19 protein-coding genes are annotated in these 22,321 nt (G+C 64.3%); 17 read left to right on the plus strand and 2 right to left on the minus strand.

What is annotated here, in order from left to right; translation table 11 throughout:
* Nucleotides 1-414 precede the first annotated feature (414 nt).
* The 5 genes from IE100_RS02135 to speA all read left to right on the plus strand — a co-directional run bounded on the left by IE100_RS02135 (nt 415) and on the right by speA (nt 7,076).
* Entirely contained in the window at nt 415-1,539 is a 1,125-nt protein-coding gene (locus tag IE100_RS02135; protein ID WP_189372502.1) for an ABC transporter ATP-binding protein, read from the plus strand.
* An 11-nt stretch (nt 1,540-1,550) separates the two neighbouring features.
* Entirely contained in the window at nt 1,551-2,468 is a 918-nt protein-coding gene (locus IE100_RS02140; RefSeq protein WP_189372503.1) for an ABC transporter permease subunit, read from the plus strand.
* A complete protein-coding gene (locus IE100_RS02145; RefSeq protein ID WP_189372504.1) occupies nt 2,461-3,312 on the plus strand; it encodes an ABC transporter permease subunit in 852 nt (283 codons plus the stop codon). Before IE100_RS02140 ends, IE100_RS02145 begins: the two co-directional genes overlap by 8 nt.
* Before the next feature lie 145 nt (nt 3,313-3,457).
* Nucleotides 3,458-4,747, plus strand: a complete 1,290-nt coding sequence (locus IE100_RS02150; RefSeq protein ID WP_189372505.1) for an NAD(P)/FAD-dependent oxidoreductase — start codon at nt 3,458-3,460, stop codon at nt 4,745-4,747.
* 448 nt (nt 4,748-5,195) lie between these two features.
* Nucleotides 5,196-7,076 (plus strand): arginine decarboxylase, encoded by a 1,881-nt coding sequence (gene speA, locus IE100_RS02155; RefSeq protein ID WP_189372506.1) that lies wholly within the window; start codon nt 5,196-5,198, stop codon nt 7,074-7,076.
* Between the two features lie 110 nt (nt 7,077-7,186).
* On the opposite strand, the gene IE100_RS02160 is transcribed toward speA, so the two are convergent.
* Entirely contained in the window at nt 7,187-8,377 is a 1,191-nt protein-coding gene (locus tag IE100_RS02160) for an NnrS family protein (protein ID WP_189372507.1), read from the minus strand.
* 334 nt (nt 8,378-8,711) lie between these two features.
* Between IE100_RS02160 and IE100_RS02165 the strand changes: the two genes are divergently transcribed.
* From IE100_RS02165 to IE100_RS02215, 11 genes are all read left to right on the plus strand, one after another.
* A complete protein-coding gene (locus tag IE100_RS02165; RefSeq protein ID WP_189372508.1) occupies nt 8,712-9,932 on the plus strand; it encodes an aspartate aminotransferase family protein in 1,221 nt (406 codons plus the stop codon).
* 114 nt (nt 9,933-10,046) lie between these two features.
* On the plus strand, nt 10,047-11,087 hold the full coding sequence (gene astA, locus IE100_RS02170; protein ID WP_189372509.1) for an arginine N-succinyltransferase: 1,041 nt from the start codon (nt 10,047-10,049) through the stop codon (nt 11,085-11,087).
* On the plus strand, nt 11,084-12,115 hold the full coding sequence (astA, locus tag IE100_RS02175; protein ID WP_189372510.1) for an arginine N-succinyltransferase: 1,032 nt from the start codon (nt 11,084-11,086) through the stop codon (nt 12,113-12,115). Before astA (IE100_RS02170) ends, astA (IE100_RS02175) begins: the two co-directional genes overlap by 4 nt.
* Nucleotides 12,116-13,576: a succinylglutamate-semialdehyde dehydrogenase gene (astD, locus tag IE100_RS02180; RefSeq protein WP_189372511.1), complete on the plus strand. Its 1,461-nt coding sequence runs from the start codon at nt 12,116-12,118 to the stop codon at nt 13,574-13,576.
* A complete protein-coding gene (gene astB, locus IE100_RS02185; protein WP_229800183.1) occupies nt 13,573-14,922 on the plus strand; it encodes an N-succinylarginine dihydrolase in 1,350 nt (449 codons plus the stop codon). The genes astD and astB overlap by 4 nt, the downstream gene beginning before the upstream one ends.
* A gap of 510 nt (nt 14,923-15,432) precedes the next feature.
* Entirely contained in the window at nt 15,433-16,362 is a 930-nt protein-coding gene (locus tag IE100_RS02190; protein ID WP_189372513.1) for a branched-chain amino acid ABC transporter permease, read from the plus strand.
* A gap of 19 nt (nt 16,363-16,381) precedes the next feature.
* Entirely contained in the window at nt 16,382-17,446 is a 1,065-nt protein-coding gene (locus IE100_RS02195) for an ABC transporter permease subunit (protein WP_229800184.1), read from the plus strand.
* A gap of 3 nt (nt 17,447-17,449) precedes the next feature.
* The gene (locus IE100_RS02200; RefSeq protein WP_189372514.1) at nt 17,450-18,220 is read left to right on the plus strand and encodes an ABC transporter ATP-binding protein; all 771 of its coding nucleotides are present in this window, start codon (nt 17,450-17,452) and stop codon (nt 18,218-18,220) included.
* Nucleotides 18,217-18,927: an ABC transporter ATP-binding protein gene (locus IE100_RS02205; protein ID WP_047967104.1), complete on the plus strand. Its 711-nt coding sequence runs from the start codon at nt 18,217-18,219 to the stop codon at nt 18,925-18,927. The genes IE100_RS02200 and IE100_RS02205 overlap by 4 nt, the downstream gene beginning before the upstream one ends.
* Before the next feature lie 89 nt (nt 18,928-19,016).
* Nucleotides 19,017-19,799, plus strand: a complete 783-nt coding sequence (locus tag IE100_RS02210; RefSeq protein ID WP_189372515.1) for a YdcF family protein — start codon at nt 19,017-19,019, stop codon at nt 19,797-19,799.
* A complete protein-coding gene (locus tag IE100_RS02215) occupies nt 19,796-20,554 on the plus strand; it encodes a competence/damage-inducible protein A (protein ID WP_189372516.1) in 759 nt (252 codons plus the stop codon). The genes IE100_RS02210 and IE100_RS02215 overlap by 4 nt, the downstream gene beginning before the upstream one ends.
* Nucleotides 20,555-20,716: 162 nt before the next feature.
* On the opposite strand, the gene nadC is transcribed toward IE100_RS02215, so the two are convergent.
* Entirely contained in the window at nt 20,717-21,556 is an 840-nt protein-coding gene (gene nadC, locus IE100_RS02220; RefSeq protein WP_189372517.1) for a carboxylating nicotinate-nucleotide diphosphorylase, read from the minus strand.
* Nucleotides 21,557-21,658: 102 nt separating this feature from the next.
* Here nadC and IE100_RS02225 point away from each other — a divergent pair, with 102 nt between their 5' ends.
* A complete protein-coding gene (locus IE100_RS02225; protein ID WP_189372518.1) occupies nt 21,659-22,318 on the plus strand; it encodes an energy-coupling factor ABC transporter permease in 660 nt (219 codons plus the stop codon).
* The last annotated feature ends 3 nt before the right edge of the window (nt 22,319-22,321 follow it).

Raw genomic sequence — 22,321 nt, forward strand, 5'->3', positions numbered from 1 at the left:
GCTAAGTCCATGATTCACGTCCGTTTTTTGTTTCGCCGTTTTTCCTGGTCCGCTCCCGTTTCTCCTTGTCAATTTTATTAAACGTGCGCTACTCTTTTTTCGACGGGTGGCGGCGTTTGTGCGTACAGCGTGGCGGGTGACGCTCGCCTGTGGTGTGCCGTGTGGTGGCGGGCGGTGTGCCGGTCGCGGCGGCAGACGGCAGGTGTCAGGCCGTAAACGGCGCCGCAGCGGGCGCAAAACTCCCGGTTTGGCGGTGCTTGCCGGCAAATGCCAGTGGCTGCGGATATTGCCTGCAAGGTTGGCCGCAAGTAGGGTGTCGGTTTATGTTGAACGGCGCTACGTCCACCGCGTCACGATGACGAAGACGTACGAAAATATCACAGGGACGAACCACGTCCTTCAGGGGAAACAATCATGGTTGATGCTGCAAAGCAGTCTGCTAGCGAAAAGCCTTATTTGTCGATTGCCAATATCGTCAAGAAATTCGGGGACACCACCGCCGTCGACGGTGTGACACTGGACATCCAGCGCAAGGAAATCTTTGCCCTGCTCGGCAGCTCCGGCTGCGGCAAATCCACCCTGCTGCGCATGCTGGCGGGCATGGAGCGGCCCACTTCCGGCCAGATCATTCTCGATGGCCAGGACATCACCAAGCTGGCGCCGTACGACCGCCCGATCAACATGATGTTCCAGAGCTACGCGTTGTTCCCGCACATGTCGGTGGCGGACAACATCGCCTTCGGTCTGAAGCAGGACAAGATGCCCAAGGGCGAGATCGACGCCCGCGTGGCGGAGATGCTGGATCTGGTGCAGATGCGCAAGTACGCCAACCGCAAGCCCTACCAGCTGTCCGGTGGCCAGCAGCAGCGTGTCGCGCTGGCGCGCAGCCTGGCCAAGCGCCCGAAGCTGCTGCTGCTGGACGAGCCGCTGGGCGCGCTGGACAAGAAGCTGCGCCAGCAGACGCAGCTGGAGCTGGTCAACACCCTGGAGAGCGTGGGCGTGACCTGCATCATGGTGACCCATGACCAGGAAGAGGCGATGACCATGGCCACCCGCATCGGCATCATGAGCGAGGGCCAGCTGCTGCAGGTGGGCACCCCGGCGGAAATCTACGACTACCCGAACTGCCGCTTTACCGCCGAATTCATCGGCGACACCAACCTGTTCACCGGCCCGGTGGTGGTCGACGAGCCGGACCGTGTCGAGATCGAGGCCGCCGAGCTGGGCGGCCGCATCTGGATCGACCACGGCATCACCGGCCCGAAAGGCATGCAGGTGTGGGCCAGCATCCGGCCGGAAGACGTGCGCGTCGACCGTGATCCGGTGGCTGCCGGCCCCAACGCCGCCAAGGGTTCGGTAGCGGAGATCGCCTACTTCGGCAGCTATTCCGTCTATCACGTCAAGCTTGGCAGCGGCAAGGTGCTGAAGGCGATGGTGCCGGTCAACCGCTGGCACGAGGCCAACCTGGAGCCGCCGACCTGGGGCGATCAGGTCTACGTCAGCTGGCGCGCCGACATGCCGGTTGTGCTCACCCGTTAAGGAGCTGTGACATGAATATCCAGCGCCTCTTCAAGCGCCTCAAGCCCGGTCGCGGTGCGGTGATCTCGATCCCGTACTTCTGGCTGCTGCTGTTTTTCCTGGTGCCGTTCTTCATCGTGCTGAAGATCAGCTTCGCCGAGCAGGATCTCGCCATTCCCCCGTTCACCAGCCTGATGAACCTGGAGGAGGGCGGGCTGCTGCACCTTACGCTCAATCTCGGCAACTTCGACTTCATCCTCAGCGACGATTTCTACGCCAAGACTTATTTATCCTCGTTGCAGACAGCACTGTTCACCACGCTGATGTGCCTGCTGCTGGGCTACCCGATCGCCTACGCCATTGCGCGTACCGATCCGGCGCGCCGCAACGTGCTGCTGATGCTGGTGATGCTGCCGTTCTGGACCTCGTTCCTGCTGCGCGTCTACGCCTGGATGGGCCTGCTCAACGAAAACGGCCTCATCAACAGCTTCCTGCTGGCGATCGGCGTCATCAACGAGCCGTTGATGCTGTTCCACAACGACTTCTCGCTGTATCTGGTGATGGTGTACGCCTACCTGCCGTTCATGATCCTGCCGCTGTTCTCGCACCTGGTGAAGATGGACGGCCGCCTGCTGGAAGCGGCCAGCGACCTCGGCGCCGGCCCGATCAAGGCCTTCTTCACCATCACGCTGCCGTTGTCCAAGAACGGCATCATCGCCGGCTCGATGATGGTGTTCATCCCGGCGGTCGGCGAATTCGTGATTCCGGAGCTGGTCGGTGGCCCGGATACGCTGATGATCGGCAAGGTGCTGTGGAACGAGTTCTTCGACAACAACAACTGGCCGATGGCCGCCGCGGTGGCGACGGTGATGGTGCTGCTGCTGATCGTGCCGATCGCGTTCCTGCACCGCTTCGAAACCCGCCAGCTGGAAGGAAAAGGCAATGAATAATCAACAACTGTCTCCCTTCCTCAAGGGCATGCTGCTGCTGGGGCTGCTGTTCCTGTACATCCCCATCGTCAGCCTGATCGTGTACTCGTTCAACGACTCCAAGCTGGTGACAGTATGGGGCGGCTTCTCCACCAAGTGGTACGCATCGCTGTTCCAGAACGAGCAGATCATCTCGGCGGTGGAGCTGTCGGTGCAGATCGCGCTGGCCAGCGCCACCGCGGCGGTGACGCTGGGCACCATCGCCGGCTTCGTGCTGGCGCGCTTCAAGCGCTTCCCGGGCAGCTCGCTGTTCGCCGGCATGATGACGGCGCCGATGGTGATGCCGGAGGTGATTACCGGCCTGTCGATGCTGCTGCTGTTCATCTCCATGCAGCAGCTGATCGGGGTGCCGGCCGAGCGCGGCTTCTTCACCATCTGGGTCGGCCATACCACGCTGTGCATGGCCTACGTCGCGGTGGTGGTGCGCTCCCGGCTGCTGGAAATCGACCAGTCGCTGGAAGATGCGGCGATGGATCTGGGCGCGCGCCCGCTGAAGATCTTCTTCGTGATCACGCTGCCGCTGGTGGCGCAGGCGATCGCCTCCGGCTTCCTGCTGTCGGTGACGCTGTCGCTGGACGACCTGGTGATGACCGCCTTCCTGTCCGGCCCCGGTTCCACCACGCTGCCGCAGGTGATCTTCTCCAAGGTGCGCCTCGGCCTGAACCCGGAAATCAACGCGCTGGCCTCGATTACCGTGCTGGTGGTCGGCGTGCTGGTGATCGTCGCCAACTACCTGATGCTGAATTCGCAGCGCAAGCGCGAACGAGCGATGGCGGCGGCGATGCGAGAAAGCAGCGCCGGCTGACGCTGACGGGCGCCGCCCGGCGCCCCCGGACGGCGGAGTTGCGAGGCTCCGCCGTTTTTCTTGCCCGTTACGGGTGATTTCTTGCCAAAAAGGGATGGATCTTGCCGTTTGCCCTGCCGTTTTCCTGACCACCGACGAGGACTCTATGCTCAATTACGCCCACCAGCCGCACGCCCCATCCTATTACGCCGCCACCGCCGTGCCGTGGGAGCCGGGAGCCGCCCTGCAAGGGCGGGTGGACTGCGACGTGTGCGTGATCGGCGGCGGTCTGACCGGGGTGTCCGCCGCGCTGAACCTGGCCGAGCGCGGGCTGCGCGTGGTGCTGCTGGAAGGCTCGCCGATCGGCTTCGGCGCCTCCGGCCGCAACGGCGGCCAGGTGATCGCCGGCTACGCCTGCGAAATGGACACCATCCGCCAGCAGCTGGGCGACGAACTGGCCAAGGCGTTCTGGCAGATGTCGCTGGAGGCGATCGACATCATCGAGCAGCGGGTGCAGCGGCACGGCATCGCCTGTGACTGGACGCGCGGCTACTGCACCGCGGCGGTGAAACCGGCGCACCTGGACGACCTGCTGGCCTGGCAGCACGAGGCGGAAAGCTTCTACGGCTACCGTCACTACACGCTGTGGGACAGGGAAACGTTGGCCGCAAAGCTCGCCTCCGGGCGCTACCAGGGCGGGCTGTTCGATCCGCTGGCCGGGCATATCCATCCGCTGAACTACCTGCTGGGGTTGGCCGGCGCCGCGCGCGCGGCCGGCGCGGTGCTGCATGAAAACTCGCCGGTCACCAGTGTCGAGGGTGGCGAGCGGCCGCGGGTGCGCACCGCGCAGGGAGAGGTGCATTGCCGGCAGCTGGTGCTGGCCTGCAATGCCTTCGTCGGCCAGCTGGCGCCGACGCTCAACCGCCGCATCATGCCGGTCGGCACCTATGTCATCGCCACCGAGCCGCTGGGCGAGGCGCGCGCGCGCGGCCTGATCGCCAACAATATGGCGGTGTGCGATACCAATTTCGTGCTCGACTACTACCGCCTGTCCGCCGACCACCGCCTGCTGTTCGGCGGCAAGGTCAGCTACTCCGGGCGCGAGCCGCGCGATCTGGCCGGCAGCATGCGCGCCGACATGCTGCGCGTGTTCCCGCAGCTGGCCGACGCGCGGATCGACTACGCCTGGGGCGGCTTCTGCGACATCACCATGAACCGGGCGCCGGACTTCGGTCGCCTTGCGGCCAACGTTTACTACGCGCAGGGCTTCTCCGGTCACGGCGTGGCCATCACCGGGCTGGCCGGCAAGGTCTTGGCGGAGGCGATCAGCGGCGACGACAGCCGCCTGAAGCTGTTCGAGCGGCTGCGCCACCGCCGCTTCCCCGGCGGCGAACTGCTGCGCACCCCGGCGCTGGTGCTGGGCATGGCCTGGTACCGGCTGCAGGATCGCCTCTGAGCCGGTGTGCCCGGGCACGGCTATAGTGAGGCCATGACGCTTTGCTGCCGTGCCACCGCCCGGGCGTGGCACGCAACGGTGCAGCGGCGTCGACGTTTTGCTGCATGTTGCGGTGCGACATCAACCTGCGGCCGCGGTGTTGAATATCATGGACGCGGCGGTCGCTCGCGGCGGCGGTCGCACGGTGGCGGAACGGTTAAAAAACATTCACATGACGCCGCTACACTGGGGTGTTGGCCGCAGGGGTGGCCGGCGTCGTGTCGATTAAAATGGACGGCCCAAAATTGTGCTTGTCACAGCGCGTGATGTTGCTAAAATCCGCGCTCATTTTGCGGCGATCAGCCGTTTATTGCGCGCTCCGACATCCCAGGCCCACATGAAGCTTTCTTAGCCCGAAAGCCGCGCACTAAGGAGCAGTTTTTCCAAATTTTCAGCAGGAAATCCTTTCATGGCTTGGACTGTGGCAGATAGCCGGAGCCTCTACGGCATCCGGCATTGGGGGGCTGGCTATTTCAACGTCGGCGAGAGCGGTTGCGTCAAGGTGCGTCCTAACGCCAACCAGCAGCGCGAAATCAATCTGTACGAACTGGCGCACACGCTGTCGGACAAGGGTCTGGACATGCCGCTGCTGGTGCGTTTCCCGGACATCCTGCAAGACCGCGTCACCCGCCTGTGCCGCGCCTTCGACAGCGCCATCGCCGGCATCGGCTACGACAATAAGTACACCGCGATCTACCCAATCAAGGTCAACCAGCAGGAGGCGGTGGTCAAGAGCATCATCGCCACCCCGGACGTGTCCATCGGCCTCGAAGCCGGCTCCAAGCCGGAACTGATGGCGGTACTGGCGCTGGCGCCCAAGGGTTGCACCATCATCTGCAACGGCTACAAGGACCGCGACTACATCCGCCTGGCGCTGATCGGCCAGCGTCTGGGCCACCAGGTGTTTCTGGTGATCGAGAAGGAGTCCGAGGTCGACCTGCTGATCGAGGAAAGCCAGAAGCTGGGCGTGAAGGCCAATATCGGCCTGCGCGTGCGCCTGTCCTCGCTGGCGTCCAGCAAATGGGCGGATACCGGTGGCGACAAGGGCAAGTTCGGCCTCTCTGCCGGCCAGCTGATCTCGGCGGTGGACAAGCTGGTGGCCGCCGGCCACGGCGACACCGTGCGCCTGATGCACTTCCACATGGGCTCGCAGATCGCCAACATCGCCGACTACCGTGCCGGCTTCCGCGAGGCGATCCGCTACTTCGCCGAGCTGCGCGCGCTGGGCCTGCCGGTCGATCACGTCGACGTCGGCGGCGGCCTGGGCGTCGACTACGACGGCACCCACTCGCGCAACGCCAGCTCCATCAACTACGACATGGACGAGTACGCGCAGGTGATCGTGTCGATGCTGCACGAATTCTGCGCCGAGAACGACATCCCGCATCCGCGCATCCTGTCCGAGTCCGGCCGCGCGATGACCGCGCACCACGCGGTGCTGATGATGAACGTCACCGACGTCGAGCGCCTGCCGGACACCATGCCGCAGATCGACGACGCCAGCCTGCTGGCCAAGCCGGTGGCCAAGCTGTACGAGCTGATGAGCCTCACCGACGCCGAAATGGTGACCGAGACCTACTACCGTGCCAGCCACCTGGCGTCGGAAGTGTCGGACATGTACGCCGAAGGCCGCCTGACGCTGAAGGAAAAGGCCGTCGCCGAGCAACTGCACGCCGCGCTGTGCCGCCGTCTGCTGTCGCAGCTGACCGCCAGCCAGCGTTCGCAGCGCCAGGTGTTTGACGACCTGACCGACCGTCTGGCCGACAAGTACTTCTGCAACTTCTCGGTGTTCCAGAGCCTGCCGGATACCTGGGCCATCGACCAGGTGCTGCCGATCATGCCTATCCACCGTCTGGACGAGCAGCCGACGCGGCGCGCCGTGCTGCAGGATTTGACCTGCGACTCCGACGGCAAGGTCAAGCAGTACGTGGACGAGCAGAGCATCGAGTCCAGCATGCCGGTGCACGAGGTGAAGCCGGGCGAGGAGTACCTGATCGCGGTGTTCCTGGTCGGTGCCTACCAAGAAATCCTGGGCGACATGCACAACCTGTTCGGCGATACGGACTCGGTCAACGTCTACGTGCGCGAAGGCGGCCGCCTGTCGTACGAGGGCGTGGAAGAGCACGACACCATCGAGGACATGCTGCGCTACGTGCACCTGTCGCCGGAGGAAATCCTCAACTGCTACGAAGCCAAGGCGCGTACCGCCGGCCTGAGCGCGGAAGAGCGCTCCAGCTACTTCGCCGAGTTCTGCCGCGGCCTGAAGCAGTCGTCGTATCTGAACGTGTGAGCGCGGGCATGAACCGCGTCGCCTGACGCGGCACGCCGCCCGCACAAAAGGTTGGCCGCAAGCTTCATGCTTGCGGCCAACCTTTTTTATGGTGCGAATAGGCTGCCGGCTCAGCCCGGCTTGCCGTCGGCGCGCTTGCGCGCCAGCAGCGGCAGGCCGAACCAGGTCCAGCCGAGCAGGCCCAGCAGCAGGCTCAGCGCCGCCAGCACATAGCCGCGCAGCGCGAAGGCCGGCAGCAGGTCGGCGCTGACGCGCAGCAGCGCCACGCCGTGCAGCAGCAGGTATAGCCACCACAGGCCGCGGCTGGCCTGCAGCGGATGACCGGCATGGCCCAGCATCACCCGCGAGGCGAAGCCGACCAGCATGGTGATGAAAAAACCGACCGTCACCGCGTGCAGCCCGGCCAAGGGCGACACCAGGCCGAAATCCGCCAGCGTCAGCAGCAGGAAGGCCAGCGGCAGCCAGGCGAAGGCGAGGTGCAGCATGGCCAGCAGGGGGACGCTGCGGCTGCGCCACGACTGCCAGCGATAGAGGCAGGCGGCGCCGAGGCCGCACAGCAGCAGACTGGCCGGCCACAGCGGCAGCTGGGCAATGGCGAGCACGCCGTACAGCCAGCTGCCGCCCACCAGCGTCAGCAGCAGCCAGCGCGGTCGCCACACCTGATAGGGTGCAATCACGCTCTGGGTGAAAAACGGCAGCATGCGGTGGCTGACGGCGAGGAACACCGGCAGCAGGAAGCCCCACAGCGCCAGATTGCGCATCCACCACCACGCCGCCGCCACATCCGCCAGCAGCCAGTACAGCATCGCCAGCAGGCCGCCGCAGCCGGCCAGCAGCGCGGCGAGCACCGCCTGTGCGTGCAGGCGGTCGCTGACGCTGCTCTGGCGCAGCAGCTGCTGCATGGTCTGCGCCAGCAGCGCCAGCGCCGCCAGCCACAGCAGCGCGGCGGCGGCCAGCCAGTAGTGCGAGCCGGGCAGTGCCGCCAGCGCGCAGAGCAGGGCGGCAAACAGCAGCAGCGGGATCAGCACGCAGCGCCAGCGCGCCGGCGAGGCGGCGTTCAGCCAGCGCGGCGCGGCGGTGAGGATGAAGCCGGTCATGAAAAACGGAAATAGGCCGTACAGCATCAGCGCCGCGTGCGCCTGCAGCGGGCTGAGCTCGCGGTGCAGGCTGGCGCCCTGCTGGCGCAGCAGCAGTTCGCTGCTCCAGACCGCCAGCAGCAGCAGGGCGGCGAAGAGGCCGGGCAAGAATGCCGCGCGATGAGGGGTGGCGGCCAACCTTTGTAAGACGGGGAGGGGCGACATGCGGGATATCCTGGCTTGGTGCAAAGCACGAGTGTCGGTAATCTTGACGCCCCTGCCAATGACGCGAATCAAGCGCGCAGGCCGCGCCGGCAGATCGGCGCCGGCGGCGGGAAGCGGCGAAATTCCGGACAAATCCGGCGCCTATCTATAAAAATATTTCTAACCATCTGATTTTATAGAATTTTATTGTGATTGCACATTGTTGGACATTTCAGGGAAATGTGTAAGTGGATGTCGCAAAGAGGATATGGCCTGTTTCCATGATTGGATTAGAATCGGTAACAGACGCTGTTCACACAATAAATCCAGTACAGATTGCAATAAGGAACTATCAATGAGCACCAACGTTACCCGCGATACCTTTGATCAGGTCATGGTCCCGAACTACGCACCGGCCGGCTTCATCCCGGTCAAGGCTGCCGGCTCCCGCGTGTGGGATCAGCAAGGCCGTGAGTTCATCGATTTTGCTGGCGGTATTGCGGTTAATTCCCTGGGGCACTGCCATCCGGAGCTGGTCGCCACGCTGACCGAGCAGGCGAACAAGGTCTGGCACCTGTCCAACGTGTTCACCAACGAGCCGGCGCTGGAACTGGCCACGCTGCTGACCGAAACCACCTTTGCCGAGCGCGTGTTCCTGTGCAATTCCGGCGCCGAGGCCAACGAGGCCGCGTTCAAGCTGGCGCGCAAATACGCCGCCGACCACTACGGCGCCGACAAGCACGAGATCATCTCCTGCACCAACTCCTTCCACGGCCGTACCGTGTTCACCGTCAACGTCGGCGGCCAGCCGAAGTACACCGAAGGCTTCGGCCCGAACCCGGCCGGTATCACCCACGTGCCGTTCAACGACATCGACGCGCTGAAGGCCGCCATCTCCGACAAGACCTGCGCGGTGGTGATCGAGCCGGTACAGGGTGAAGGCGGCGTGCTGCCGGCCACCCAGGCCTACCTGGACGCGGCGCGCGAGCTGTGCAACCAGCACAATGCGCTGCTGGTGTTCGACGAAGTGCAGACCGGCGTCGGCCGTACCGGCTCGCTGTACGCCTACCAGGAATACAACGTGACCCCGGACATCCTGTCCTCGGCCAAGGGCCTGGGCGGCGGCTTCCCGGTGGGCGCGATCCTGACCACCAGCGAGATCGCCAAGAGCTTTGGCGTCGGCACCCACGGCACCACCTACGGCGGCAACCCGCTGGCGTCGGCGGTGGCCAAGAAGGTGATCGAGATCGTCAGCCGTCCGGAAGTGCTGGCCGGCGTGCGCGCCAAGCATCAGCGTTTCGTCGACGGCCTGAACGCGATCAACGCCAAGTACAACGTGTTCAAGGAAATCCGCGGCATGGGCCTGCTGATCGGCGCCGTGGTGTCCGACGAGTTCGCCGGCCGCGCCCGCGAATTCCTGAAAGCCGCCGAAGCCCATCAGCTGATGGTGCTGGTCGCCGGTCTGTCGGTGGTGCGCTTCGCCCCGTCGCTGGTGATCGAAGACAAAGACATCGACGAGGGTCTGGCACGTTTCGATGCCGCCATCGCCGAACTGGTTGCCGCCAACCGCACCTGATTTCCGTTTCCGGAACCTAATTAAATCCGCATTCTGGGGAACTCCGCTGCCGCTATGGCAGCGGAGCGGGGCTTGCTGCGCCCGGTTCCGGAACGCCACGAGGGAGAAGTAACCATGTTGATCGTGCGTCCAGTACGCATTTCCGATCTGCCCGTCATTGAAACAATGGCGGTGGACAGCGGGATTGGCGTCACCAGCTTGCCGAACAATCGGGAAAAGCTCTACGAAAAAATCCAGACCTCGCTCGGCGCCTTCGAGCACGAGGCGGTGGCCGGCACCGGCCGCGAATACTATATGTTCGTGCTGGAAGACGACGGCCAGGTGGTCGGCACCGCGTCGATCAGCGCCTCCGCCGGTTTTGAAGAGCCGTTCTACAGCTACCGCAGTGAAACCATGGTGCACGCCTCGCGCGCACTGAAGGTGAACAATCGCATCCACGTGCTGAACATGTGTCACGACCTGACCGGCATGGTGCAGCTGCTCGGCTTCTACTGCCGGCCCAACCTGTCGCTGCGCGCGCTGGAATTGCTGTCGCGCGCCCGACTCCTCTATATGGCGGCCGCGCGCGAACGTTTCGGCCGCCGCATCCTGGTCGAGATGCAGGGCATCCTCGACGCCAACGCGCAGTCGCCGTTCTGGGACGCCATCGGCCGCCGCTTCTTCAATATGGACTTCCCGCAGGTGGAGCAGGCCTTCGCCCAGCGCAGCAAGACCTTTATCGCCGAACTGATGCCGACCTACCCGATCTACGTGCCGCTGCTGCCGGATCAGGCGCAGAACGCCATCGGCCAGATCCACCCCGATTTCGAGCGTCCGTTCAATATTCTCAGCCGCGAAGGTTTCGAGGCCGACAACTACATCGACATCTTTGACGGCGGCGCGGTGCTGACCGCCGAGGTCGACCAGCTGTTCAGCCTGCGCCACCAGCAGCGGGCGCAGGTCGAGGTGGCGCCGGTGCTGCCGGAAGGTGCCGAAGAGATGGTGATCTCCAACCATCGCAGCGACCAGTTCGCCCTGGCGCAGGCGCACGCCAGCCTGGTGGACGACGTGCTGTTCATCACGCCGGATACCGCGCGCGCGCTGTCGCTCGTCAGCGGCCAGATCGCCTGTGTCGCGCCACTATTGCAAGCAGAACAAGGGAGGGTTGCAGCATGATGGTGATTCGCCCGGTCAAGGCGTCCGACCTGGACGGCCTGATGGAGCTGGCGCGCAGCGCCGGCGTGGGTCTGACCTCGTTGCCGGTGAACGAAGAGCGCCTCAGCGCCCGTATCGCCCGTTCCGAGAAGAGCTTCAGCGGCGAGGCCGATCTGGCCGAGCGCGGTTACGTGTTCGTGCTGGAGGACACCGCCAGCGGCCGTGTCGGCGGCATCTGCGCGCTGGAAGCGGCGGTCGGCCTGAAGGAGCCCTGGTACAACTACCGTGTCGGCACCATCGTCCACGCCTCGGAAGAGCTGGACGTCTACACCCGTCACGAAACGCTGTTCCTGTCCAACGACCACACCGGCTACTCCGAGCTGTGCACGCTGTTCCTGCACCCGGATTTCCGCGTCAACAAGAACGGCGGCCTGCTGTCCAAGAGCCGCTTCCTGTTCCTGGCGCAGTTCCCGGAAATGTTCGGCAAGGTGGTGGTGGCGGAGATGCGCGGCGTGTCCGACGCCGCCGGCAACTCGCCGTTCTGGGAAGCGCTCGGCCGCCACTTCTTCTCGATGGAGTTCGCGCAGGCCGACTACCTGACCGGCGTCGGTCAGAAGGCCTTCGTCGCCGAGCTGATGCCGAAATTCCCGGTCTACATCGACTTCCTGCCGCAGGAAGCGCAGGCGGTGATCGGCCAGACCCACGACAACACCCGCCCGGCGGTGGCGATGCTGCACAGCGAGGGCTTCCGCTACGAAGGCTACGTCGACATCTTCGACGCCGGCCCGACGGTACAGGCCTACACCCGCGACATCCGCGCGGTGCGCGACAGCCGCCTGCTTGCGGCCAACGTTGGCGACAGCGCGACCGGCGCGACCGGCTTCTATCTGGTGTCCAACACCGGCTTCGACGGCTTCCGCGTGCTGCTGGCCGAACTGGCGCCGGGGGCGGACAGCGTCACGCTGAGCGCGGAACAGGCGGCAACACTGAATATCAAGCAGGGCGACGTGGTGCGCGTGGTGGCACTGTCGCCAAAGGAGGCTGCATAAATGGCAACGCAATTCATCAACGGCAGCTGGTTGTCCGGTAACGGCGAGCAGCTGGAGAAGAGCAACCCGGCCACCGGCATCCTGATCTGGCAAGGCCAGGCCGCCGATGCGCAGCAGGTCGACGCCGCCGTGCGCGCCGCACGCGCCGCATTCAAGGGCTGGGCGCGCACCGCGCTGGACGAGCGTCTGGCCGTGATCCGCCGCTTCGGCGAACTGCTGAACAGCAACAAGGCGGCGCTGGCGGAGATCATCGCCAAGGAAACCGGCAAGCCGATGTGGGAAGCGCAGACCGAGGTCACCACCATGGTGAACAAGGTCGAGATCTCGATCAAAGCCTATAACGAGCGCACCGGCGAACGCGCCGCGGCGATGGGCGACGCGCAGGCGGTACTGCGCCACAAGCCGCACGGCGTGGTGGCGGTGTTCGGCCCGTACAACTTCCCGGGGCACCTGCCGAACGGCCACATCGTGCCGGCGCTGATCGCGGGCAATACCGTGATCTTCAAGCCGTCCGAGCTGACGCCGTGGACCGCGCAGGAAACCGTGCGCCTGTGGCACGAGGCCGGCCTGCCGGCAGGGGTGATCAACCTGACCCAGGGCGCCCGCGACACCGGCATCGCGCTGGCCAACCACGACGGCCTCGACGGCCTGTTCTTTACCGGCAGCTCCGGCACCGGCAACCTGCTGCACAAGAATTTCGCCGGCCGTCCGGAGAAGATCCTGGCGCTGGAAATGGGCGGCAACAATCCGCTGATCGTCGGCAATGTTGCCGATGTCGACGCCGCCGTGCATCACGTGATCCAGTCCGCCTTCGTCTCCGCCGGCCAGCGCTGCACCTGCGCGCGCCGCCTGCTGGTGGCGGAGGGCGCCGCCGGCGATGCCTTCATCGCGCGCCTGGTCCAGGTTGCGGCCAACCTCAAGGTCGGTCTGTACAACGATGAGCCGCAGCCGTTCATGGGTTCGGTGATTTCCACTGCGGCTGCCGACGCGCTGCTGCAGGCGCAGGCCACGTTGGCCGCAAGCGGCGGCAAGGTGCTGCTGGAGATGAAGCGCTTGTCCGAGGTCGGCGCCATCCTGTCGCCGGGCATCATCGACACCACCCGTGCGCAGCGTCCGGACGAGGAGTTCTTCGGCCCGCTGCTGCAGATCATCCGCTACCGCGATTTCGACCAGGCCATAGCGCTGGCCAACGACACCCGCTTCGGCCTCGCCGGCGGCGTGCTGTCCGACGATCGCGGCCAGTACGAGCAGTACCTGCTGGAAAGCCGTGCCGGGGTGGTGAACTGGAACAAGCCGCTGACCGGCGCGTCCAGTGCTGCACCATTTGGTGGCATCGGCGCCTCCGGCAATCACCGTCCTAGTGCCTACTACGCCGCCGACTACTGCGCGTGGCCGGTCGCGTCGCTGGAATGCGACAGCCTGACCGTTCCGTCTCAACTTTCTCCGGGGATCGTACTGTGAGCAACGCTTTTGAAGTGAACTTCGACGGCCTGGTAGGCCCGACGCACAACTACAGCGGCCTGTCCTACGGCAACGTCGCTTCCACCGGCAACCAGAATGCCGCCTCCAACCCGAAACTGGCCGCCAAGCAGGGCCTGGCCAAGATGAAGGCGCTGCACGACCTGGGCTTCAAGCAGGGCGTGCTGGCGCCGCACGAGCGCCCAGACGTGGCCTCGCTGCGCCTGCTGGGCTTTGGCGGGACCGACGCGCAGGTGATCGCCCGCGCCGCGAAGGAAGCGCCGGCCATCCTGGCGGCCGCCACCTCGGCGTCGTGCATGTGGACCGCCAACGCGGCCACCGTCAGCCCGTCCGGCGACACCGCCGACGGTCGCGTGCACTTCACGCCGGCCAACCTGAACAACAAGTTCCACCGTTCCATCGAGCATCCGACCACCCGCCGCATCCTGCAGGCGATGTTTGCCGACGAATCGCGCTTCGCGGTGCACCCGGCGCTGCCGGCGCAGATGCACTTCGGCGACGAAGGTGCGGCCAACCATACCCGCTTCTGCCATGAGTACGACGGGGCAGGGGTGGAGTTCTTCGTGTTCGGTGCCGCCGCCTTCGACAACCGCTATTCGAAACCGGCGCGTTTCCCGGCACGGCAGACGCTGGAAGCCTGCCAGGCGGTGGCCCGCCTGCACGGTCTGAAGGAAGAGGGCGTGGTCTACGCGCAGCAGGATCCGGACACCATCGACGCCGGCGTGTTCCACAACGACGTGATCTCGGTCGGTAACCGCAACGTGCTGTTCCACCACGAGAAGTCCTTCCTGCATCAGGCCGAGGTGCTGGCCGAGCTGGACCGCAAGCTGGCCGCGGCCGGCGGCAGCTTCATCGCCATCGAGGTGCCGCAGGCGGAAGTCAGCGTCGAGGAGGCGGTGAAGAGCTACCTGTTTAACAGCCAGCTGCTGTCCAAGCCGGACGGCAAGATGATCATCGTGGTACCGGAAGAGTGCCGCAACATCGAGCGCGTGTGGACCTACCTGCAGAAGATGAGCAGCTCGGGCGGCCCGATCGACGAGGTGCGCGTGTTCGACCTGAAGCAGAGCATGCAGAATGGCGGCGGCCCGGCCTGCCTGCGTCTGCGCGTGGCACTGTCGGCGGCGGAGATCGATGCAGTCAATCCGAATGTAATGATGAGCGATGCATTATTTGGCACGCTTAATGCTTGGGTAGACCGTCATTATCGCGACCGCCTGTCGCCGGGCGATCTGGCCGACCCGCAACTGCTCGTCGAGTGCCGTACCGCACTGGACGAACTGAGCGGCATCCTGGCGCTAGGCTCGGTGTATCCTTTCCAAATGGTGTAATCAAACCCATCTGGAAAACTCATCAGCATACAGGCCATCTGCGATCATGTCGCAGGTGGCTTTTTTGTTGTGTGAGCGCAAAAACAAATAAAATCGATTGTATCCATTGTCGGTTTTTTGCTTTTGCGCGGATTTGGTGCATTGGGGGCGGATTTGCGATTCGAATTGAAACAAAAGCAGTTCGTTTGCGAAAAGAAAGGAAAATTTTCAAAAAGAATGCGCGCGGAAAAGAACATCAAAAAAAGCCTTTGGTTGCAACGCAACATAGCGTTGCCGGTAATTTTTTTTGCCGTTTTTTTCAATAAAATCAATAACTTGTCTTGTGTAATAAAAATAGTGAAAAAACCTGAATTTCTCAAGTTTTTCAGATTGACAGTCGATTGGATACGCTATCATAATCCGCTCGGCTTGTCGGACAGAAACCCAACTGCCGACCTTTGCACAGAAGACGGTAAAAGAGGGTAAACCCCGTATAAATCGTCGGGACAATCATCCTTAGGAGATCCCACCGTGGACATTTTTCTGCAACAGATCCTGAACGGCCTCGTGCTGGGCAGCATTTATGCCCTGATCGCACTTGGTTACACCATGGTGTACGGGATCATGGGCCTCATCAACTTCGCCCACGGCGAAGTCGTGATGTTTGGCGCCATGGTTACCATCACCGTCGTTACTACCCTGATGAATGCCGGTGTCGGTCTGCCGGGCCCGATGCTGGTGCTGATCGGCCTGCTGGTCGCCATCCCCGCCTGCATGCTGCTGGGCTACACCATCGAACGCGTGGCCTATCGCCCGCTGCGTAACGCGCCCAAGCTGGCACCGCTGATCACCGCGATCGGCCTGTCCATCGTGCTGCAGCAGGTTGCGATCCTGATCTGGGGTCGTAACTACATCCCGTTCCCGGCCATCCTGGATCACGAAACCATCGAGATCTTCGGCGCCACCATCACCAAGCTGCAACTGGGTATCGTCGCCCTGTGCCTGCTGCTGATGGTCGGCCTGCTGGTCGTGGTCGAGAAGACCAAGCTGGGCCGCGCGATGCGCGCCACCAGCCAGAACCCGGCCGTTGCCAGCCTGATGGGCGTCAACGTCAACACCATCATCTCCGCGACCTTCGTGATGGGTTCGGCGCTGGGTGCCATCGCCGGTGTGATGGTCGCCACCAACTATGACCAGGCTCACTACTACATGGGCTTCATGATCGGCCTGAAGGCGTTTACCGCCGCGGTGCTGGGCGGTATCGGCAATCTGGGTGGTGCCGTGGCCGGTGGCATCCTGCTGGGCATTATCGAAAGTCTGGGCGCCGGCTATATTGGTGACCTGACCGGCGGTTTCCTGGGTTCGCACTATCAGGACATCTTTGCCTTCGCTGTGCTGATCGTCGTTCTGATCTTCCGTCCTTCTGGCCTGCTGGGCGAGAAAATGGCCGATCGCGCCTAACAGGGAGAGACAAGTGAGCATGACTATGGATACCAACAAAAAACTGGCGGTGTTTATTGCCTCCGCCATCGTGCTGGCCGTGCTGCCATTCGTGGTCGGCAATACCCTGGGCAACTCCTGGGTGCGCACCATCGACTTCGCACTGCTGTACGTAATGCTGGCGCTGGGTCTGAACATCGTGGTCGGCTTTGCCGGTCTGCTGGACCTGGGCTTCATCGCCTTCTACGCCGTCGGTGCCTACACCTTCGCGCTGCTGGGCTCGCCGCACTTCGATATTCACCTGCCGTTCTACATCTCGATCCCGCTGGGCGCCGGTCTGGCCGCGATGTTCGGCCTGCTGCTGGGTACTCCGGTACTGAAACTGAAGGGCGACTACCTGGCGATCGTGACGCTGGGCTTCGGTGAAATCATCCGTATCTTCATGAACAACCTGAACGCCCCGGTGAACATTACCAACGGGCCGCAGGGTATCAACCTGATCGATCCGATCCAGATCGGCGGCCTGTCGCTGGGCAAGGCTGTCGAGGTGTTCGGTTTTACCCTGAATCCGGTGCACCTGTACTACTACGTGTTCCTGTTCCTGACCGTGATGGTGGTGATCATGGTTTACCGCCTGCAGCACTCCCGTATCGGTCGTGCCTGGGTGGCGATGCGTGAAGACTCGATCGCCGCGGCGGCGATGGGCCTCAACATCCGCAACATCAAGCTGCTGGCCTTTGCGCTGGGCGCGCTGTCCGGTGGCGTTGCCGGTGGCCTGTTCTCGACCTTCCAGGGCTTCATCTCGCCGGAATCGTTCGGTCTGCTGGAATCGATCATGATCCTGGCCATGGTGGTGCTGGGCGGCATGGGCCACATCCCGGGCGTGATCCTGGGGGCCGTGGTGCTGACCATCGCGCCGGAGATCCTGCGTGACGTGATCGGCCCGCTGCAGATGAAGGCGTTTGGCAAGATGCTGGTTGACCCTGAAAACGCACGCATGCTGCTGTTCGGCGCAGCGATGGTGATCATGATGCTGGTCCGCCCTGAAGGTATGTGGCCGTCCAAGCGTCGTGCGGCCGAATTCAAAGATGCGAAGAAAGGTTAAGCCATGTCCGAAGTTTTGCTGAAAATCGAAGGCATCAACAAGCGCTTTGGCGGCCTTCACGCACTGAGTAATGTCAGCCTGCACATCAACAAGGGCGAGATTTACGGCCTGATCGGTCCTAACGGCGCCGGCAAGACCACCATGTTCAACGTGCTGACCGGCCTGTACACCCCGGACGAAGGCAGCTTCACCTTTGACGGCAACGATCTGTTCCGCGCGCCACCGCACGTGGTGGTGAAGAGTGGTATCGCCCGTACCTTCCAGAACATCCGTCTGTTCCACGAGATGACGGCGCTGGAAAACGTGATGGTCGGCCGTCACATCCGCTCCAAAGCCAATGCGCTGGGTGCGGTGCTGCGCAACAAGGCCACCCGCGACGAGGAAGCCGCGATCGAGGCCAAGGCCTGGGAACTGCTGCGCTACGTCGGCATCGAGGATGTCGCCTACGAGCGTGCCAAGAACCTGTCCTACGGTCACCAGCGTCGTCTGGAAATCGCCCGTGCGCTGGCCACCGAGCCGAAGCTGCTGGCACTGGACGAACCGGCCGCCGGCATGAACCCGAGCGAGACCGAATCGCTGAAGGCGTTGATGGAGAAGATCCGCGACGGTGGCGTCACCGTGCTGCTGATCGAGCACGACGTGAAGCTGATGATGGGCCTGTGCGATCGCATCGCCGTGCTCGACTATGGCAAGAAAATTGCGGAAGGTGTGCCCGAAGTGGTACGTAAAGATCCGAAAGTGATCGAGGCTTATCTGGGAGTGGCACACGAATGAGCATTCTAGACGTCAAGAACCTGCAGGTTTCCTACGGTGGCATTCAGGCCGTCAAGGGCATCGACTTCCACATCAACAAGGGCGAGCTGGTGACCCTGATCGGTGCCAACGGCGCCGGCAAGACCACCACGCTGAAAACCCTGGTCGGCATGGTCAAGATCGCCGGCGGCAGCATCAACTTCGACGGCAAGGACACCACCAGTATCGCCACCCACGATTTCGTGCGTAACGGTCTGGTGATGGTGCCGGAAGGCCGCGGCATCTTCGGCAAGCTGACGGTGGAAGAAAACCTGCAAATGGGCGGTTTCCATCGCAACGACAAGGACGGCATCCAGCGCGACATCGAGCGCGGCTACGAGCTGTTCCCGCGCCTGAAGGAGCGCCAGAAGCAGCTGGCCGGCACCCTGTCCGGTGGCGAGCAGCAGATGGTGGCGATGGCACGCGCGATCATCTCGCAGCCGAAGCTGCTGTTGCTGGACGAGCCGTCGATGGGCCTGGCGCCGCTGATCGTGGAAAAGATCTTCGAGATCATCCAGATGGTGGCCGCCGAGGGCGTGACCATGCTGCTGGTGGAGCAGAACGCCAAGCTGGCGCTGCAGGTATCGCAGCGCGGCTACGTGATGGAAAGCGGCAAGATCAGCATGAGCGGCCCGGCGAAGGAACTGCTGGACGACGAGCGCGTGCGTAACGCCTACCTCGGCGGTTAATTCCGCCCGGCCACGGGTGCGGCCAGCCGGTCGCCCCGTGTGCGCTTGCCAAAGGCGGCATTGCCCGCCGTGTCGCGAGAACAATAACCATGCTTGACACCCTCAGCCCCGATGTCCTGCTCCGCCAGGCACTCGGGGCTTTGTTTTTTCCGCCGCTCAACGGGCTGCTGCTGTTGCTGGCCGGCCTCTACTGGCAGCGACGGGCGCCGGCGGCTGGTCGCTTGCTGTTGCTGCTGGCGCTGTTCTTGAGCTATCTGCAGGCGACGCCGTGGCTGGCGATGCGGCTTAACGGTGCGCTGGAATCGTCTGCGCCGGCCACGCTGGCGCAGGTGCGGACCACCGGCGCCATTGTGGTGCTCGGCGGCGGCCAGCGGCCGGCACCGGAGTATGCGGCCAACGTGCCGTCCGGCGACAGCCTGGCGCGCTTGCGCTATGGCGCCCATCTGGCGCGGGCCAGCGGTCTGCCGTTGCTGCTGACCGGCGGCGCACCCAACGGCGGCGAGGCCGAGGCGGTGGTGATGGCGCGCGTGCTGCAGCAGGATTACGGCATCACCGCGCGCTGGGTGGAAGCCGCCGCGGAAACCACCGCCGACAACGCGCGCCTGTCTGCCGCGTTGCTGCGCGGGGCCAAGGTTGGCCGCATCACGCTGGTGACGCAGGCCTGGCACATGCCGCGCGCGTTGGTGTCGTTCCGTGCCGCCGGCTTGCAGGTAGTGGCGGCGCCGACCGGCTATAGTCGTTATGACGGCATCTGGCTGCAGCACTGGCTGCCGAGCGGGCGCGCGATGCAGGAGGTGTATCAGGCGGAGCGCGAATGGCTGGGGCTGCTGTATTATCACTTGCGTTCCCTCATCACAGGATTGACGACATGAATACCGGCGCGCTGATCATCGGAGACGAACTGTTATCCGGCAAACGCCAGGACAAGCACATGCCGGCGCTGATCCGCCTGCTGGCGGAACGCGGCATGAAACTGGCCTGGGTCGAGTATCTGGGCGACGATCCGGCGCGCATCGAGGCGGCGCTGCGGCGCGCCTTCGCCAGCGGCGATCTGGTGTTCAGCTTCGGCGGCATCGGCGCCACGCCGGACGACCATACCCGCGCCTGCGCCGCACGTGCGCTGGATGAGCCGCTGCAGGTGCATCCCGAGGCCAAGGTGTTGATCGAGGGCCGCTTTGGCGCCGACGCCTATCCGCACCGCATCAACATGGGCACGCTGCCGGCCAGCGCACGGCTGATCCCCAATCCGGTCAACCAGATGCCGGGCTTTTCCTGTGGTGACGTGCACTTCGTGCCGGGCTTCCCGAATATGGCGTGGCCGATGGTGGCGTGGGTGCTGGACACGCAGTACCGCGCCCTGTTTTCCGATCATCCGGACGTGGAGCAGGGCTGCATCGCCATCGATGCGCGCGAGGGCGACCTGATCACGCTGATGCAGGAATTCGTAGCGCGTTACCCGACGCTGCGCTTCTCCAGTCTGCCCAACTTCGGCACCGACGCCATCCCGCAGATGCACATCGAGTTTGGCTTCAGCGGCCAGCCGGCGCTGGTGGCGATCGCGCTGGGCGAGTGGCGCAAGGCGCTGCTGGCCAAGGGCTACGAGGTGCGCGACAAGCCGGCGGGCTAGCTGCTGCCGTGGCAGCAGGCTAACAGCCGGCGCTGCCGGGACGGATGCCGCGAGGACGGCTTCATTCATCCGTAATCAAGTACCGCAACAAGACAAAAGGTTGGCCGCAAGCATCACTGCCTGCGGCCAACCTTTTGTCATTGTGGCGTATGGCGCCAGTGCCTAGTTGACGAAGCGCATCGAGAAGTCGATGGCGCGCACGTCCTTGGTCAGCTTGCCGACGGAAATGCGGTCGACCCCGGTCTCGGCGATGGCGCGCACGCTGTCCAGGTCGACGCCGCCGGAGGCTTCCAGCTGGGCACGGCCGGCATTGCGGCGCACGGCTTCGCGCATCTCGTCCAGCGACATGTTGTCGAGCAGGATCAGCGGGCAGGCGGCGGCCAGTGCCTCGTCCAGCTCGGCCAGGTTTTCCACTTCCACCTGCAGCGTCACGTGCGGCGGGGCGATGGCGCGCGCGGCTTTGAGCGCTGCGGTGATGCTGCCGTTGGCGATGATGTGGTTTTCCTTGATCAGGATGCCATCGTAGAGGCCGACGCGCTGGTTGGCGCCACCGCCGACGGTGACGGCGTACTTCTGCGCCAGGCGCAGGCCGGGCACCGTCTTGCGGGTGTCGTGGATCACGGCACGGGTGCCGGCGACGGCATCGACGTAGCGGCGCGTTTCGGTGGCGACGCCGGACAGCGTCTGCAGGAAGTTCAGGCCGCTGCGCTCGGCGGTGAGCAGCGCCTGCGCCGGGCCGCTGATGGTGCACACCACGTCGCCGCTGGCGACGCCGGCACCTTCGGCGACGTGCCATTGCACCTTGCAGCGCGCGTCGATCTGGCGATAGCACTCGTCCAGCCACGCCTGGCCGCACAGCACCGCCGTTTCGCGCGCCACGATGCGCGCCTCGCCCGGCAGGTTCGGGCACAGGGCGGCGGTCCAGTCCTTGTCGCCGATGTCTTCGGCTAGGGCAAGACTGACGGAGTGGGCGATCAGGTGCTGGGCGGGCAAGGTCGGCATGATGGTCTGGGTCCGGGGCAAAGAGCGCGATTTTACCCCGCTTTGGCGTGGCGGTGGGGCGCTCTGCTATGATGCAGTTCTGTCGCCCGTCCTGATCCGCCGATGAATTTTCCCGAGACGCTTTTTTCCCCGCCGCTGTTGTGGGCCGCCACCGGCCTGATGTTGCTGCTGCTGTCGCTGGCGGCGTGGCGGGTGCCGTGGCGTACGCTGCCGCACGGCGCGGTCAGCGCCTGGTCGGCGGCCTGCGTGCTGCTGGCCGCGATGTGGCTGGTCAAGGCCGGCCTGCAGCCGGGGCTGTCGTTTCACCTGCTGGGCGCGGCGATCTTCACCCTGCTGATGGGGCCGGCGCTGGCGCTGCTGGCACTGGCGCTGGTGCTGCTGTTGCAGGTGGCGGCGGGGCAGCTCGACTGGCTGGCGCTGGGGCTGAATTTCTGCGTCACGCTGTTGCCGGCGGTAGCGGTGACCGCACTGGCGCTGCGCCTGGCGCAGCGTTATCTGCCGGCGCACCTGTTCGTCTATGTCTTCGTCAACGCCTTTCTCGCCGGCGGGCTGAGCCTCGTTGTCGCCGCCGCCAGCGGCATGGCGCTGCTGTGGTTGCTGGGGGTGTACGACTGGCCCTACCTGCTGGACAACGCGCTGCCGTTCTATTTCCTGCTGTCGTGGTCGGAGGCGTTTACCAGCGGGCTGGTGCTGTCGATCATGGTGGTGTACCGGCCGCAGTGGGTACGCAGTTTCGATGACGCGCGCTATCTGGCGCGCTGACTG

The sequence above is a fragment of the Vogesella alkaliphila genome, assembly GCF_014652475.1.
Classification (GTDB): domain Bacteria; phylum Pseudomonadota; class Gammaproteobacteria; order Burkholderiales; family Chromobacteriaceae; genus Vogesella; species Vogesella alkaliphila.